Raw genomic sequence first — 15,900 nt, 5'->3', positions numbered from 1 at the left:
GGTCTCCTCATCGATCGCCGACCGGACCGCATACGCCATGCCGGACACGCTCGGTGTGACAGCACTCGCGGTGTAGCAGCGGCGATGTTACCGACGAGGAAAGCTACTGCCTAGTAGCAATCGCCCCCGGAATGGCCGGACCGTCACCGCGCGTACTCAGAACGGGTAGCCCGCGATCTCCGCCCGCACGGTCAGCCACTGGGTCTCGGTGAACGCCTCGACGGCGGCCTGCGGCCCGCCGCAACGGGAGCCCGTGCCGGATCCCGCGACACCGCCGAATGGGGCGTTGGCCTCGTCGGACACGGTCTGGCCGTTGATGTGGACGATCCCGCTGGGCACCGCGTCGGCCACCGCCATCGCCGCGCCGACCTCGCCCAGGATGCCGAGCGACAGACCGTACTCGCTCCCCCGGGCCAGCTCGATCGCCTCGTCCACGGTGCGGAACGGCACCACCGGGGCGACCGGGCCGAAGACCTCCTCCGCATAGGCGGGCATCTCCGGGGTGACCCCGGCCAGCACGGTCGGACGGTAGAACAGTCCGTCATGGCTGCCGCCGGCCGCCAGCCGGGCGCCGGCCCGCACGGTACGGCGCACCAGGCCGTCGATCCGTGCCACCTGCCCGGCGTCGATGACCGGCCCCAGGGCCACCGCCCCGGTCGCGGGGTCGCCCACCGGCAGCGCCTCGGCAGTGGCCGCGAGCCCGGCCACGTAGGCGTCGTGCAGGCTCTCGTGGACCAGGTGGCGGCCGGTGCTCATGCAGATCTGGCCCTGGTGCAGGAAGGAGCCGAAGGCTCCCGCCGACACCGCCCGTCCCAGGTCCGCGCCCGGCAGCACGACCAGGGCGTTGTTGCCGCCGAGTTCCAGGTGCGCCCGCTTGAGGTGCTGCCCGGCCAGCGCGCCGACGGTCCGGCCGGTGGCCGTGGAACCGGTGAAGCAGACCACCCGCACCTCCGGCGCGGTGACCAGGGCCGCGCCGGTCCTCGCGTCCCCGGGCAGCAGCTGCAGCAGGCCCGGCGGCAGTCCGGCCTCCTCGAAGACCCGCACCAGCGCCACCCCGCCGCCGACCGTGGTGCGCGGATCGGGCTTGAGCAGCACCGCGTTGCCGAGCGCCAGCGCCGGGGCCACCGAGCGGATCGCCAGGATCAGCGGGAAGTTGAACGGGGCGATGACCGCGACCACCCCCGCCGGGAGGCGCCGGGCGAAGCTCCAGCGCGGTTCGTTGCTCGGCAGCACCGAGCCGGACGGCAGCGCGGGCAGCGCGGACGCCTAGTAGCACTCCTGCGCTGCGGCGGCGGTCTCCACCTCGGCCTTGGCGGGCACCGAGCCCCCCTCACGGACCAGCCAGTCGCCGACCTCGGCCGCGTGCCGCTCCCAGAGCCGGCCGGCCTCGCGCAGCACCGCGGCCCTGCGCTCGTGGGAGGCGGCCGCCCAGTCCCGCTGCGCGGCCCGCGCCGCCCGCGCCGCATCGGCCACGTCCCCGAGGGACGCCAACCCGATCCGCCCCAGCGTCGCGCCGGTCGCCTTCTCCAGCACGGCCAGCTCGCCGTCCCCGCCGGGCCCCCATCCCCCGGCGGTCCGGATCCTCCCGGACCAGACGCCCGGGTCGAGCAGCGGTCCCTGGTGATCGGTCATATCGGCTCCTCGGTTCTTCCCTCCAGGGTCCCCCGCCGCGCCTCCCCCGGCCAGGCGTCGACAGGGAACCGGGGGGCTTGATCCGCCGTCCCTACGCTCGACGCCGAGGGGGCGTCGAGCGCGTCGGGCATCTGGCCGAACCGCCGGGGGGAACCGGGGGCCGAACCGTCGTGGCGAGGCGGTGGGGGCCGCGACGACGGCCCGGGGACTGACACCGCCGACCCCACAGGGGCAACCTCCGACCTGATGGGGCGTCAAGACGCTATTTTCGTATCGAAACCATGTGCCACTGACGTGCGCCCGAGCCACAACAGGAAGGTCGACATCCATGGCATCACCCCGTTCGACTCGCATCACCCGCGCACTGGCGCTCAGCCTGGGCAGCGCCGCCGTCGCGGCTCTGATGCCGCTGGGCCTGGCCGCCCCGGCGCAGGCGTCCAGTGCGCCGATCTGCAGCTCCAGCAGCCACAAGGCGCTCGCCGCCAAGCTGTCCAAGGACATCAGGGCAGCCATGACGGGACGTCACGACACCATCGCCGTCGACGTCTGGGATGCGAACACCGGCGTCTACTGTGCGGTCAACGCGTCCGCGCACTTCGACTCCGCCAGCGTGGTCAAGGCGACCATCATGGGCGCGGTGCTGCGCCGGGCACAGGACCAGCACCGCGGGCTGACCTCCTGGGAGAGCAGCAACCTGCATGCGATGATCACCCAGTCGGACAATACGGCCGCGAGCAACCTCTGGGGCAGCCTCGGCCGGGCGCGGTTCTCCGCGTTCCTCCGGATGACCGGGATGACCAGCACGGTCCCCGGCCCGGGCGGCTACTGGGGACTCACCCAGATCACCGCGCGGGACGAGATGAAGCTGCTGGACCACTTCACCGACGACCACTCGGTGCTGTCGGCCCACTGGCGCGCCTACGCGCTGAACCTGATGTCCGAGGTCACCCCCTCACAGCGGTGGGGTACCCCGTACGGGACGCCGTCGGGGGTGACCGCGCACAACAAGAACGGCTGGCTGCCGCGCGCCACGCACGGCTGGCGGGTGCACAGCATCGGGGTCTTCACAGGTAAGGGCAAGGACTACCGGATGACGGTGCTCACCGACGACAACGCGACCATGGGCTACGGCATCACGACCATAGAGCGTATCGCTCTCGCGGTGCACCGCGACATCGGCGGCTCGACCACCCGGTCGGCGCTCGCGCCGCAGGTCACGGGCCCCGCGACCGAGACCGGTGACGGCTCGGCCCCGTACGGCCAGGTCGGCTGACGCCGGGCACGGCGCCCCCGCGGGCTCCCGGTCAACCGGTCGGTTGAGAAGGAGCCCGCGGGGGCGTCGGCCGCTCCGGTCGCGCCGGTGCGGACTTGGGCCAACGATGGGGTGCAAGCCCCGGCGTCACCGGCCCGGGCCGTCGAATCCGCTGCAACGGGAGGGCTCTCCGTGTACTCCAGCGAGTTGACCGCGCAGGTGCTGGCCGACCTGCGCGCACCCCGGACCTATCCGGCCGTCTCGCTGACGATGCCCACGCATCGCCGCGAGCCGGACAACATCCAGGACCCGGTACGGCTGCGCACCCTGGTCACCGAGGCCAAGCGGCAGGTGGACGCCGACCCGGCGGTGGACCGCGCGGTGCGGCTGGAGCTGCACCGCCGGCTCGACCTGATCGCCGGGGAGGCCGACCTGCGGCACGCCCTGGACGGGCTGGTCGTCTTCGTCAGCACCGACGAGCACCAGCTCTGGTACGTGGCCCACCAGGTCCCGGAGCGGGTCGTCCTCAGCGACAGCTACCTGACCCGCAACCTGGTGGCGGCCCATGCCCACGCCGAGCCGTACTGGGTGCTCTGCGTCGCCGCCGACCGGGCGACCCTGTGGCACGGCTCGGACGAGAACCTCCGCGAGAGCCGCGACCACGGCTTCCCCATGACGGTGGAGCCCTGGGCGGAGGAGAACGACGTCCAGCGCAAGGAGCGGGTCGGCGACGTCCCGAACAGCTTCTCCTCCGAGCAGACCCGGTCCTTCTTCCGCGCCGTCAACACCGCGATGGCCGAGCTGCTGCACGCCTCCCCGGACCCGCTCTACCTGGTCGGACTCGCCGAGGCGCTCACCCTGCTGGAGGAGACCGGCGACAGCGTGAAGCGCAGCGCCGGCCACACCCTCACCGGCGGGCTGGTCAACGGACCCGGCCGGGCGCTGCACGAGGCCCTGCACGCCGCCTTCGACGAGCGGTCGGCCCGGATCGAACGGGACGTGGCCGACCGGCTGGACCGGGCCGCCGGCCGTGGAGTGCTCGCCGCCGGCCTGGACGAGGTCTGGCGCAGCGCGCTGGACGCCAGGGCCGGGCTGGTGACCGTGGAGGAGCACTACCAGCAGGACGTGCTGATGACCGGCGAACACCTGGAGCCGGTCACCGAGGAGCTGACCGCCGCGGGCACCAACGGGGCCAGGATCCGCACCGACATCGTCGACGAGATCGTGGAGAAGGCCCTGGCCAAGGGCGCCGACGTGGTCTTCGTCCCGGACGACGCACTGGCGGACCGCGGCCGCATCGCCGCCGTGCTGCGGCACTGACGCCCGCACGCCCCGCCGGCCCAGGCCCGGCGGGGCGCCGGCGCACGTCGGCGGTGACCTCGGGAGTCGACCGCCGACAGCATCGGCTCACGGCGCCGTCACCTCACGACGCCGTCAGGTCACCTTGAGCTCCGGACGCCCGGTTCCATGCAGTGCGAACGCCGCGTTGATCAGCGCGACATGGGTGAACGCCTGCGGAGTGTTCCCCAGCTGGCGGCCGGCCAGCGGATCCCACTGCTCCGCGAGCAGGCCCAGGTCGTTGCCGAGGGCGACGGTCCGGGCGAAGAGGTCGGCGGCCTCGCTCCGGCGGCCGATCGCGGACAGCGCCTCGGCCAGCCAGAACGAGCACGCCAGAAACGCGCCCTCCACCCCCGGCAGCCCGTCCCCGACCCCGCCCCTGTCTGCCGCGCGTGCCGCGGCGTAGCGGCGGACCGGGCCGGCGGCGCCCAGCTCGCTCCAGACCGCCTCGACGGTGCGCACCCACCCGGGGGTCGTCCGGCGGCAGGAAGCCGGTCTTGGCGATGAACAGGGTGGCCGCGTCCAGCTCGCGGCCGCCGTAGTGCTGGACGAAGACCCCCCGCTCCCGGTCGTACCCGTGCGCGCAGACGTCCGCGTGCACCGCCTCCCGCAGTGCGCGCCAGCGCTCCAGCGGGGCGGGCAGCCCGGTGGCCTCGGCCATCCGTACCGCGCGGTCGGCGGCGACCCAGCACATCACCTTGGAGTGTACGAAGTGCCGCCGCTCGGAGCGGACCTCCCACAGCCCCTCGTCCGGCCGCTGCCAGTTCTCCTCGACGAAGGACATCAGCGTGCGGAACAGCCGCCAGACCTGACGTTCCATCGGGATCCCGGCCAGCAGCGCCAGGTGCAGGGTGTCGGCGACCTCTCCGTAGACGTCCAGCTGGAGCTGGTCGACGGCCGCGTTGCCGATCCGCACCGGGGTGGAACCCCGGTAGCCGGGGAGCCAGCCGGCGACGGTCTCGGAGACGGCGCGCTCCCCGGCCACCCCGTACAGGGCTTGGAGGTGGGCCGGATCACCGGCGATCGCCCGGAGCAGCCACTGCCGCCAGGCGGTGGCCTCCTCGCGGAAGCCGCCGCGCAGCAGCGCGGCGAGGGTCATGCTGGAGTCCCTGAGCCAGCAGAAACGGTAGTCCCAGTTGCGTTCGCCGCCCAGGCACTCGGGCAGCGAGGTGGTGGTGGCGGCGACGATGCCGCCGGTCGGGGCGTAGGCGAGGGCCTTGAGGGTCAGCAGCGAGCGCAGCACCGCCTCGCGCCACTCGCCCTGGTAGCCGCAGCCGTCGGCCCAGCGCTGCCACTGGTCGACGGTCTGCAGCAGCGACGCCTCGGGGTCGAAGCGGTGTGCGGCCGACTGGTGCGAGGGCTGCCAGCTGAGCGCGAAGGCGGTGCGCTGCCCGGAGCGCACGGTGAACTCCGAGCGGGTGCAGCCGTCCACGCCGTAGGTGTGCACGCCCGGCGGCACCCGCAGCCAGGCGGAGTCGGGCCCGGCCACCGCGACCCGGTAGTGCTCGGTGCGGCGCACCCAGGGCACGATCCGGCCGTAGTTGAACCGCAGCCGCAGCTCGCCGCGCATCTCCACGCTGCCGCGCAGCCCCTCGACCACCCGGACCAGCCGGGGTGTCCGGTTCCGCTGCGGCATGAAGTCGGTGACCCGGACCGCGCCGTCGGCGGTCTCCCAGCAGGTCTCCAGCACCAGGGTGTCGCCCCGGTAGCGGCGCGAGGTGCACTCCTTCGCGCCGTACGGGGCCAGCCGCCAGTGGCCGTGCCGGTCGTCGCCGAGCAGCCCGGCGAAGCAGGCGGGCGAGTCGAAGCGGGGCAGGCAGAGCCAGTCGACCGAACCGTCGCGCCCGACCAGCGCGGCGGTCCCGCAGTCTCCGATGAGCGCGTAGTCCTCGATGCGTCCGGCCATCCGCATCGCCCCCCGTCCGCGTCCGCAATGCCCGATAGTTTATCTATGTCATATTATGAGGCCCCCTAGTGCCCTGCTCCTTCGAGACGCCACAGTCTTTCGAGAAGCCCATGCCGGAAGGGGCCGCATCGTGCGACGCCAGAACTGGACACCCGGCTGGATCGACCTGGACACCCCCAACGCGGCCCGGATGTACGACTACTACCTGGGCGGCTCGCACAACTTCGCGGCCGACCGCGAGGCCGCCCGGCGGGCGATGGCGCTCTGGCCGGAGCTCCCGCTGATCATGCGCGCCAACCGGGCCTTCATGCGCCGCGCGGTCCAGTACCTGGCCGCGGAGGGGGTGAACCGGTTCCTGGACATCGGCTCCGGGATCCCGACCCTGGGCTCGGTGCACGAGGTGGCCCGTGAGGTCGACCCGCGGGCCCGGGTGGTCTACGTGGACCGCGACCCGGTCGCGGTCGCGCACAGCACGATGCTGGTCGCCGACGATCCGCTGACCGAGGTCGTCGAGGCGGACCTGACCGATGCGGCGGACCTGCTCGCCCGGCCCGAGGTGCGGCGGCTGCTGGCCCCCGGCGAACCCGTGGCGGTGCTGCTGGTCGCGGTGCTGCACTTCGTCACGGACCAGCAGGCGCCGCACCTCCTGGTGGCGGAGCTGCGCGACGCGATGCCGCCGGGCAGCGCCCTGGTACTCTGCCACGCCGCCCTGGAGGGCCGCCCGGACCAGGCGGGATCGCACCAGGAGATCTACGCGAGGACCGCCACGCCGCTGACGATGCGCAGCGTCGAGCAGATCACCGCCTTCTTCGACGGCTTCGACCTGGTCGATCCCGGGGTGGTGTACCTGCCGCAGTGGCGGCCGGACGATCCGGAGTCGGTCGATCCGCACCCCGAGCGGATGACCGGCCTGGTCGGAGTGGGGCGAAGGCCGTGACCGCGACACCGGACGCCGCACCCGGCGCGGCCGCGGCGCTGCACGAGGGCTGGGCCGAACTGCTGGACCGGCAGGCCCTGTCCATGCACCCGCGGGCGCTGCGCAGGGTCGCCGCCACCACCTCGGACCTGCTGCACCGGGCCGTGAGCGCCTCCCCGATCGACCCGGCGCCGGTCGAGGCGGCGGCCGCGCAGCTGGTGGAGGCGCACTTCACCGACCCCCGGATGCTCAGCGGTGCGGTCCGGCTGCTGCAGGGGCTGCCGCTTCCGGACGGGCGCGGCGGCGAGCTGGCGGCCGCGTTCGCGGCGGGCTGGGCCAGCGCGCTGCGCGACCGCACGCTGCGCGAGCAGGAGGCCATCCGGCTCGCCGTGGACTCCGCCCGCAGGGGTGTGGAGCAGGCGCTGAAGGCCTCCGAGGCCCGGTTCCGGGCGCTGTTCGAGACCGCCGCGATCGGCATCGGCATCGGCGACATCGAGGGCAACATCCTGGCGGCGAACCGCTCGCTGCTGGAGATGTTCGGGGCCCGGCTGGAGGACCTGAAGGACCGCAAGGTGGAGGAGCTGGTGCACCCGGAGGACTCCCCGGTGGTGTGGACCGCCTACCGCGAGCTGGTCCGCGGCGCCCGGGACTCGTTCCAGTGCGACAAGCCGTACTACCGGGGCGACGGCGAGGTCCTCTGGACCCATCTGACCGTCTCGCTGATCAGGGACGAGGGCGGCGCGCCGAACTACCAGGTGGCCATGATGGAGGACATCACCGACCGCTACCGGCTGCAGGACCGGCTGCGCCACCAGGCCACCCACGACCCGCTGACCGGGCTGCCCAACCGGGCCGCCTTCTTCGAGCAACTGGAGCAGCTGTTCGACAAGGCCGGGCCGACCACCCGCTTCGGCCTCTGCTACGTCGACCTGGACGGCTTCAAGGTGGTCAACGACAGCCTCGGCCACGAGACCGGCGACCAGCTGCTGATCCGGGTGGCCGGCCGGCTGCGCTCCGCGCTGACGCCGATGGGGCACCTGGTGGCCCGGCTGGGCGGCGACGAGTTCGTGGTGCTGCTGGAGGACAGCCGCGACGAGCAGGAGGCGGTCTGCGCCGCCCAGACCGTGCTGGCGGCCCTGGACGAGCCGGTGCTGCTCGGCGGGCACCGGCTGGCGGTCGGCGCCAGCATCGGCGTGCTGGAGCGCAGGGTGGCCAGCACCACCCCGGACGCGGCGGTGCGGGCCGCCGACCTGACGCTCTACCGGGCCAAGGAGGCCGGCCGGGGCCAGTGGACCCTCTTCGACGCGGAGAGCAACGCGCAGTCGGTGAGCCGCTACACGGTGTCGGTGCGGATGCCGCTGGCGCTGGAGCGCGGCGAGTTCTTCCTGGAGTACCAGCCGCTGTGCGCACTGGCGGACGGCTCGCTGACGGCGGTGGAGGCACTGGTGCGCTGGCGGCATCCGCTGCTGGGGGTGCTGGGCCCGGACGAGTTCGTGTCCACCGCCGAGGACACCGGGCTGATCCTGCCGCTGGGCCGCTGGGTGCTGGAGCAGGCGTGCGGCCAGGCCGCCGACTGGTCCCGCCGCTTCGGCGCGGCCGCGCCGCAGGTCAACGTGAACATCACCGCCCACCAGGCCCGGAGCCGGGGCCTGGTGACGGACGTGAACCGGGTGCTGCGGGCCAGCGGCCTGGACCCGGGCCGACTGCAGCTGGAGCTCACCGAGAGCGCCGCGATGGGCCCGGAGGACGCCTCCGTGGAGATCCTGGAGTCCCTGGTCGGGCTGGGGGTCTCGCTGTCCGTGGACGACTTCGGCACCGGCTGGTCCAACCTCGCCTACCTCAGGGACCTGCCGGTCTCGGCGCTCAAACTGTCCGGTTCCTTCATCGGTGACCTGAACGGCCAGGAGGACCTGAACGGCCAGGAGGAGGACGGGACGACGGGGCCCGGCAGCGAGGATCACGTGGGATGGCGCATCGTCAGCGGGGTGGTCTCGCTGGCCCACACCCTGGGGCTGACCCTCACCGCCGAGGGCGTCGAGAACGCCGCCACCGCAGAGCGGCTTCGGCGCCTGGGCTGCGACTGGGGCCAGGGCTGGCACTTCGGCCGCCCGGTCCCGCCCTCCGAGATCGACCGCCGGATCGCCGAGGGACCGGTGCGGGGCGCGACCGGACTACCATGAAGGCAGGCGAAAAGAGCGGTATGTCTTGATTGCTGCTCCAGTGCGCAGGACAATGTGCCTGGCACCGGTTATGTGCGCCATGTGGTGGTCGACGCGTCAGCGTCCGAGATCGAACCAGTCGCGCTGCGGGCCGGACCACGTCCCGTCCGACGCGGCGAGCCGAATCCCTCTACCGGAGAGGCATCTCCGATGGGCTCCGCCCGGCGCACCGCCGCCTGCCCCTGCCCTGTCGCCCGCGACTCGCTCTGCACCGCCGTCGAAACCGACGGGCGCGTCCGGGCGTTGGTGCGACCGCACGGACACCCGCTCGGCGTCGACGCGGCCCGTCAGGGGGCCCGCGGTCGCGACCGGGCGGGGGGCGAACCACCATGACCGTGGTGCCGGTCCTCGCCTACCATTCGGTGTCCGAGGAACCACCCTCCTGGATCGCGCCCCGCACGGTCACGCCCAGGACCTTCGCCGAGCAGCTCGACCGGATCACCGACGGCGGCAGGACGGTGGTGCCGCTGCGCCGGCTGGTGTCGGCGATCCGCGGCGGCCCACCGCTGCCGCCCCGGCCGGTCGTGCTCACCTTCGACGACGGCTTCGCCGACTTCTACTGGACGGTGGCCCCGCTGCTGGCCGACCGCGACCTCTCGGCCACGCTCTTCGTGACCACCGGGGCGATCCACCCGCCCGGCGGCCGGCCCAGCGGCAGCCTGCTGCCGCCGGCGCCGATGCTGAACTGGCGTCAGGTCGCCGGCCTGGAGGCCTACGGGATCGACATCGGCGGCCACTCGCGGACCCACCCGCAGCTGGACACCCTGTCCGGGCACCGGTTGTGGGAGGAGATCGCGCTCTGCAAGCGCGAGTTGGAGGATGTGCTGAGCCGGCCGGTGTCGGCCTACGCGTACCCGCACGGCTACTCCACCCCGGCGGTGCGCCGCAAGGTGCAGCGGGCGGGCTGGACCTCGGGCTGCGCCCTGGGCGGGGCACTCGGCTCCACGACCGACGACCCGCTGCGGATCGCCCGGCTGACGGTGCGGGCCGACACCCCGCCGGAGACGTTCCGGCTCTGGACCGAGGGGCACGGCGCCCCGTCGGCACGGACAGGCGAGACGCTCCGCCAGCGCGGCGGACGCGCCTACCGCCGCCTCGTCGCCGGCCTCGGCCACCCCCGTTCCTGACGCAGCGGGCTCTCCGGCCCCGACCGTCGGGGCCCCGCCAAATGACCCTTCCCGCCGTCCCCCGGCCCGGCGTTACGGCTGCCCGACATCACGGCAGCCCAACGTGACGCCCGGACGGCGTTAACGGCTACCCAATGTCACGGCCGCACGAGCTCAAGGCCGGACGCGGTCAAGGCCGGCGCCCGCGGGCGCTCAGCCGCGGGCGGGGCGCAGGGCGGAGGCCGTGAGGCCGACCGCGTAGCCGCCGTAGCAGCGGGCCGCCTCGGCGACGGCGCGCAGCTCTCCGGTGCGACCTCCCGCAGGGCCCGGCGCGGGCCCCAGCGCCCGCACCGCCCGGACCGGCAGCTCCACGCCGAGGATGAGCGCCATCAGGGCCCACGCCTGCCTGCGCGGCCAGTGCGCCCGGGCGTACTCGGTCCGGCTCCGGAGCGAGTAGAACAGCCGGCGGCCGGGGACCTGGCCGGTGCTCACCCCGCCCCGGTGCCGGACCAGGGCGTCGGCGAGGAAGTAGCAGCCGTAACCGGCCCGGCGGGCCCGGTAGGCGAGGTCGACCTCCTCGTAGTAGACGAAGTAGCGCTCGTCGAAGCCGCCGAGCCGGTCGAACAGCGGCCGGCGGATCAGGAAGAACGCGCCGATCACCTGGTCCACCGGGCCGCTGCCGCCGGTCTCGGCCGGTGACAGCCGCTGCCGGGGGACGCGTCCCGGCATCAGCCGGGCCAGGCCGGTCGTCTTGGCCAGGGCCATCGGCAGGGTCGGGAAGCGCGAGCAGGACGACTCGAACTCCCCGCCGTCGCCGACCATCTGACCCCCGCAGATACCCACCCGGGCCTGTTCGGGGCGGTGCAGGAACCCGACCGCCAGGTCCAGGGTCTCCGGGAACAGCACCGTGTCGGGGTTGAGGAACAGCACGTACCCGGCCGGGCCGGCGTCCTTCGCGGCCCGCGCGCCCTGGTTGCAGGCGACGGCGAAGCCGCGGTTGTCCCGGTTCCGGAGGAACCGCAGCGGCAGGCCCGGCTGCCGGTTCAGGTCGGCGACGGCGTCCATCGAGTCGTCGGTCGAGGCGTTGTCCACCACCACCACCGCATGCAGCGTGTACGCGGTGCGGCGGGCGTCCGCTACCGAGCGCAGGCACTCGCGCAGGCACGCCCCGGTGTTCCAGTTGACGATCACGATGTCCAGGACCGGCGGGTCGTCGGAGTGCCTCTGCGTCATCCGCGTTCACCCCGCATCGGCGAGGCCGAGCAGCCGCCGGTAGCACTGGTCGATGGCCGCGCACATGACGGCCGGTTCGAAGGTGGCCCGGACCCGGGTGCGGCCCTGACGGCCCATCGCGGCGGCCTGCTCCGGATGGTCCAGCAGCCAGCCGACCGCACCGGCCATCGCCGCCGGGTCGGCGGGGTCCACCAGCAGGCCGGTCGCGCCGGGCTCCACCAGGTCGGGCACGCCGTTCACGCAGGTGGCCACGGTCGGGCGGGCGGCGGCGAGCGCCTCGGTGAGGGCCCGGCCCAGTCCTTCGTACAGCGAGGAGATGACGAAGACGTCCAGTCCGGCGACGAGCCGGGCCGCGTCCGGGCGGTATCCGGTGACCCGCAGTTCCACGCCCAGCGCGGCGGCCTCCCGGCGCACCTCGTCCTCCAGCGGACCGCCGCCGACCATCACGAACGCGGTGTCCGGGTGGGTGGCCCGGAGTGCGGCCGCCATCCGGACGAAGTCCAGCGGCGCCTTCTGGTGGTCGATCCGGCCGACCGTGCCGACCAGCGCGACACCGGTGGGCACGCCCAGCTCGCGGCGCGCCCCGGCGTCGAAGTCCAGCGGGATGGAGCCGAGTTCCACCGCCGAGGGCACCACCTGCACGCTCCCGGGCGGGGCCAGCCGCTCTTCGACGACCTCCCTGGCCAGCTGCGGCGCCACCGCGAGGAACGCGTCGGTGAAGCGGCGCGGAAACCGCTCCAGACGGCGGTAGGCGGCCCGGCGGACCGGGGGCATCCGGTCGTGGAAGCTGATGCCGTGGAAGGTGTGCACCACCACCGGGGTGCGGCACAGCCGGGCCGCCAGCCGGCCCAGGAAGCCGCCCTTGGCGGAGTGGGTGTGCACCACCGCGAAGCGCTCCCGGCGGATCAGCCGTACCAGCCGGACCAGCACCAGCAGGTCGGCGGGCGTCAGCACCTCCCGGAACCCGCGGATCTCCACGGTGCGGACCCCCGCGGCCCTGGCCCGCTCCCACAGGTCTCCGCCGGGCACCCCGACCACCCACACCTCGTACACCCGCGGGTCCATGCCCACGGCGGTCAGCAGGGTGTTCCCGCCCGCGCCGGCCCAGAACCGGGTGATCACGTGCAGCACCTTGACCCGGGGCGGGGCCGACTGCGGCGGCAGCAGTCCGACCGGTGCCACCGGGCTCGGCGCGGCCGGCCAGGCCGTCATCCCGGCACCGCCGCACGCGGGGCCGGCTCGGCCCGCGCCCGTGCCCAGCGCTCCTCGCGTTCGGCCCGGACCATCGCCGCCAGACCCTCGCGGATCCCCACGGTGGGCCGGTAGCCGAAGGCCCGCCGGGCCACCGAGGTGTCGGCGGAGGTGTGCCGGACGTCGCCGTCCTGCTCCGGGGTCCGCAGCAGCCGTACCGGCGCCGCCAACTCCGAGACGATCGCGATGACCTGGTTCATCGACACCGCGCGGCCGCTGCCGCCGACGTTGGCCACACCGGTCCAGTCGCAGAGCGCGGCCCTGCGCATGGCGGTCACCACGTCGCGGACATAGGTGAAGTCCCTGGTCTGCTCGCCGTCCCCGTGCAACGGGAAGGGCTCGCCGCTGAACGCCGCCGGGACCAGCCGGGCGAACGCCATGTCGGGCCGCTGGCGCGGCCCGTAGACGCTGAACAGCCGCAGCGAGACGGTCGGGATCCCGTGGCAGGTCCGGTAGAGCTCGCACAGGTGTTCTGCGGCGAGTTTGGTCACCCCGTACGGCGACAGCGGCCGGGGGCGCAGGGTCTCGGTGACCGGGTAGCTCTCGGCGTCCCCGTAGACCGAGGAACTGGACGCGTAGACGAAGCGGCGCGGCGGGGCCGTCCTGGCGGCCTCCAGCAGGCACTGGGTCGCCTGGACGTTGCGTTCCAGGTAGACGGCGAACTGCTCGCCCCAGGAGCCGCGCACCCCCGGCTGCCCGGCCAGGTGGTAGACCACCTCGGCCTCGGCGAGCAGTGGTTCCAGGGGCAGTTCCAGCAGGTCGCCGCGGACGAAGCCGAACCGCTCCCGGCCCAGCAGCCCGGCGAGGTTGCGCTCCTTGCGCAGCGGATCGTAGTAGTCGGTCATCGCGTCGACCCCCACGACGCTGTCCCCGCCGGCGAGCAGGTGCTCGCAGAGGTGGGACCCGATGAATCCGGCCGCGCCGGTGACGAGGGCTCGCACCCGGAACCACCTCCACGGATCACGACGGTTGCCGGTCGGCTCGGTCGAGACGCCCGGTCCAGCCTCCTCTGACGCTAGGTCAGCGCCTGCTCCGGGTGATCCCGTCCCGGCACGAGATCGGCTACGTCATCCGCGCGAGCCGGCTCCACCGCTCCCAGGACCTGGCGGAGCGTCCGCAGCACCAGGCCGAGGTCGCGCAGCGGCGAGCGGGTGGCCAGGTACTCCGCGTCCAGGGCCACCCGGCGCGGCACCAGGACGTCGAGGTAGTAGCCCTCCGGGTCGGGGACGCCGTCGGGCGGCGCCGCGAGCTCACTCGCCCTGAGCTGCACCGGGCCGGTGATCCCGGGCCGGTGGTCGAACACCCACCGGCAGTCCCGGGGGTAGCGGCGCGCCATTCCGGGGGTCTCCGGACGCGGCCCCACCAGCGTCATGTCGCCGCGTACCAGGTTGACCAGCTGCGGCAGTTCGTCCAGGTGGGCGCGGCGCAGCAGGGCGCCGACGGGGGTCACCCGGGGGTCGGCGGCGCCGGTCAGTTCCGGCCCCTCCGATCTCCAGCGCATGGAGCGGAACTTGTAGAGGGTGAACTCTGCTCCGCCCTCCCCCACCCGCTGCTGGCGGTAGACCGCCGGGCCCCGGCTGCTGCCGCGCACCAGCAGTGCGATCCCGCCCAGCAGCGGCGAGAGCCCGACGAGGGCGAGCGAGCCGACGGCGACGTCCACCGCGCGCCGCACGGACGCCGGCCGCCGAGGCCCGGCCGGCGGCCTGCGCACAGCGGTGAGCCCGGAGCATCCCGGCCCCGCCGCATACGGCGCGGGGGGCGGCGGTGCGGGGTGGACGTGGAGCGGTGCGGGGGAGGGCGGAGTGGGGGGCTCGGGGGCGGCGGGCGGTGGCAGTTCCAGCGCGGAGCGCCAGGCGGGGAGCCAGGCCTGGAAGGAGTACTGGCGGCGGGTGACGTCGTGGGCCCGTGCGCCCAGCCGGGCGCGTCTGTCCGACGAGCAGTCCAGCAGGCCGAGCAGGACTTCGGTCCACTCGCCGGGCTCGCGCGGTGCGGCCGCGCCGAAGCGGTCGAGTATCTCCTCGTTCACCCCGATCGGGTCGGCCACGGCCGGCACCCCGGCGGCGCCGTACTGGAGCAGCTTGTATCCGCACTTGCCCCGGCTGTACGGGGTGTCGGGGAGCGGCATCAGCCCCAGGTCGAGCTCAGCGAGCACCGTCCGCTGCACGGCCTCGGACCAGGCGACGCGGTCGATGAGCCGCTCCAGCGGCCCGAGCGAGCGGCGGGTGGTGCCGATCAGGGTGAGCCTGGCGCCGGTCCTGGCATGGACCTCGGCCAACGCGTCCGCGACCAGCAGCAGGTAGCACTCGTTGCCGGGCGAACCCAGCCAGCCGAGCCGGGGCGGATCGTGCAGCTCGTAGCCGGTCTTGCGCAGATAGCTGGCCGGATCGACGCAGCTGGGGATGATCCGGACGTCGTGGTGGTATCCCGACGCCCAGTCCGCGAGCACCGGGCAGCCCGCCACCACGCGGTCGGCCGCGCCCACCGCTGCCAGCGCCTTGGCCGCCTTGGGGGCCCAGCGGCGGGCCAGGCCGCCGTCCCCGTGGTCCCACTGCAGCGCGTCGTCGAAGTCGTACACCGCGAAGCCTGCGGCGGCCATCAACCGCCGTTCCAGGCCGCCACGGCTCAGCGGCGACGCCTCCCGGTGCAGCAGCAGCCGTTCCGGCCGGGCGTCGGCCAGTTCCCGGAGCCGCCGTTCGGCACGGGCCACCGCGGCCGGGCGCCGGGCCAGTTGCGCGGGCCTGGCGTCGCGCCGGGACAGGTAGCTGCTGACCACGAAGTCGGCGTCGACCCGGTCCAGCCACTCGAAGACCCGTACCCGCGCGCTCCCCGCGCCACGGCCGTAGGGCGTGACCGCGCAGTTGGGCGCGGGCGCGTCCCGCATCCCCGGGTCCTGCGCGGGCAGTTCCTGCGCGGGCAGCTCCTGCGCGGGCACCGCTGCGCGGTCGTCCCGCGTGGACACGTCCTGTGCGTGTCTGTCCCGGACCAGCATGGCCTGCCTCCACCGGCGGATGGGACACCCACGCTAGGCAGCAGCACGACGACGACGG

Annotated in this window: 9 protein-coding genes and 2 pseudogenes; 5 read left to right on the top strand and 6 right to left on the bottom strand. The window is 74.0% G+C overall.

All coding sequences use genetic code 11. From position 1 onward, the window contains the following. Positions 1-156: 156 nt before the first annotated feature. A pseudogene (locus ABH925_RS00820) lies at positions 157-1,632 on the bottom strand (aldehyde dehydrogenase family protein). 328 nt (positions 1,633-1,960) lie between these two features. Between ABH925_RS00820 and ABH925_RS00815 the strand changes: the two are divergent. Then, positions 1,961-2,905 (top strand): serine hydrolase, encoded by a 945-nt coding sequence (locus tag ABH925_RS00815; RefSeq protein WP_370144572.1) that lies wholly within the window; start codon positions 1,961-1,963, stop codon positions 2,903-2,905. Between the two features lie 171 nt (positions 2,906-3,076). After that, positions 3,077-4,204 (top strand): chemotaxis protein, encoded by a 1,128-nt coding sequence (locus ABH925_RS00810; RefSeq protein WP_370144570.1) that lies wholly within the window; start codon positions 3,077-3,079, stop codon positions 4,202-4,204. Between the two features lie 114 nt (positions 4,205-4,318). On the opposite strand, the pseudogene ABH925_RS00805 reads toward ABH925_RS00810, so the two are convergent. Then, positions 4,319-6,134 (bottom strand): annotated as a pseudogene (locus ABH925_RS00805) (glycoside hydrolase family 15 protein). A gap of 124 nt (positions 6,135-6,258) precedes the next feature. Here ABH925_RS00805 and ABH925_RS00800 point away from each other — a divergent pair. From ABH925_RS00800 to ABH925_RS00790, 3 genes are all read left to right on the top strand, one after another. Beyond that, the gene (locus tag ABH925_RS00800) at positions 6,259-7,065 is read left to right on the top strand and encodes an SAM-dependent methyltransferase (protein WP_370144568.1); all 807 of its coding nucleotides are present in this window, start codon (positions 6,259-6,261) and stop codon (positions 7,063-7,065) included. Then, entirely contained in the window at positions 7,062-9,224 is a 2,163-nt protein-coding gene (locus tag ABH925_RS00795) for a putative bifunctional diguanylate cyclase/phosphodiesterase (protein ID WP_370144566.1), read from the top strand. Before ABH925_RS00800 ends, ABH925_RS00795 begins: the two co-directional genes overlap by 4 nt. Positions 9,225-9,592: 368 nt before the next feature. Beyond that, a complete protein-coding gene (locus tag ABH925_RS00790) occupies positions 9,593-10,390 on the top strand; it encodes a polysaccharide deacetylase family protein (protein WP_370144563.1) in 798 nt (265 codons plus the stop codon). 192 nt (positions 10,391-10,582) lie between these two features. On the opposite strand, the gene ABH925_RS00785 is transcribed toward ABH925_RS00790, so the two are convergent. The 4 genes from ABH925_RS00785 to ABH925_RS00770 form a co-directional block, all read right to left on the bottom strand. Further along, entirely contained in the window at positions 10,583-11,602 is a 1,020-nt protein-coding gene (locus ABH925_RS00785; protein ID WP_370144561.1) for a glycosyltransferase family 2 protein, read from the bottom strand. 6 nt (positions 11,603-11,608) lie between these two features. Next, positions 11,609-12,814, bottom strand: coding sequence for a glycosyltransferase (locus ABH925_RS00780; RefSeq protein WP_370144559.1), 1,206 nt, complete (start codon positions 12,812-12,814; stop codon positions 11,609-11,611). Beyond that, positions 12,811-13,794: an NAD-dependent epimerase/dehydratase family protein gene (locus ABH925_RS00775; protein WP_370144558.1), complete on the bottom strand. Its 984-nt coding sequence runs from the start codon at positions 13,792-13,794 to the stop codon at positions 12,811-12,813. The genes ABH925_RS00780 and ABH925_RS00775 overlap by 4 nt, the downstream gene beginning before the upstream one ends. A gap of 74 nt (positions 13,795-13,868) precedes the next feature. Next, positions 13,869-15,812, bottom strand: a complete 1,944-nt coding sequence (locus ABH925_RS00770; protein WP_370144556.1) for a sugar transferase — start codon at positions 15,810-15,812, stop codon at positions 13,869-13,871. Between the last annotated feature and the right edge of the window lie 88 nt (positions 15,813-15,900).

This window comes from Streptacidiphilus sp. EB129 (assembly GCF_041262645.1).
Taxonomy (GTDB): Bacteria; Actinomycetota; Actinomycetes; order Streptomycetales; family Streptomycetaceae; genus Streptacidiphilus.
The sequence above is the reverse complement of the archived record's forward strand: the minus strand, read 5'-3'. Positions and strand labels throughout refer to the sequence as shown.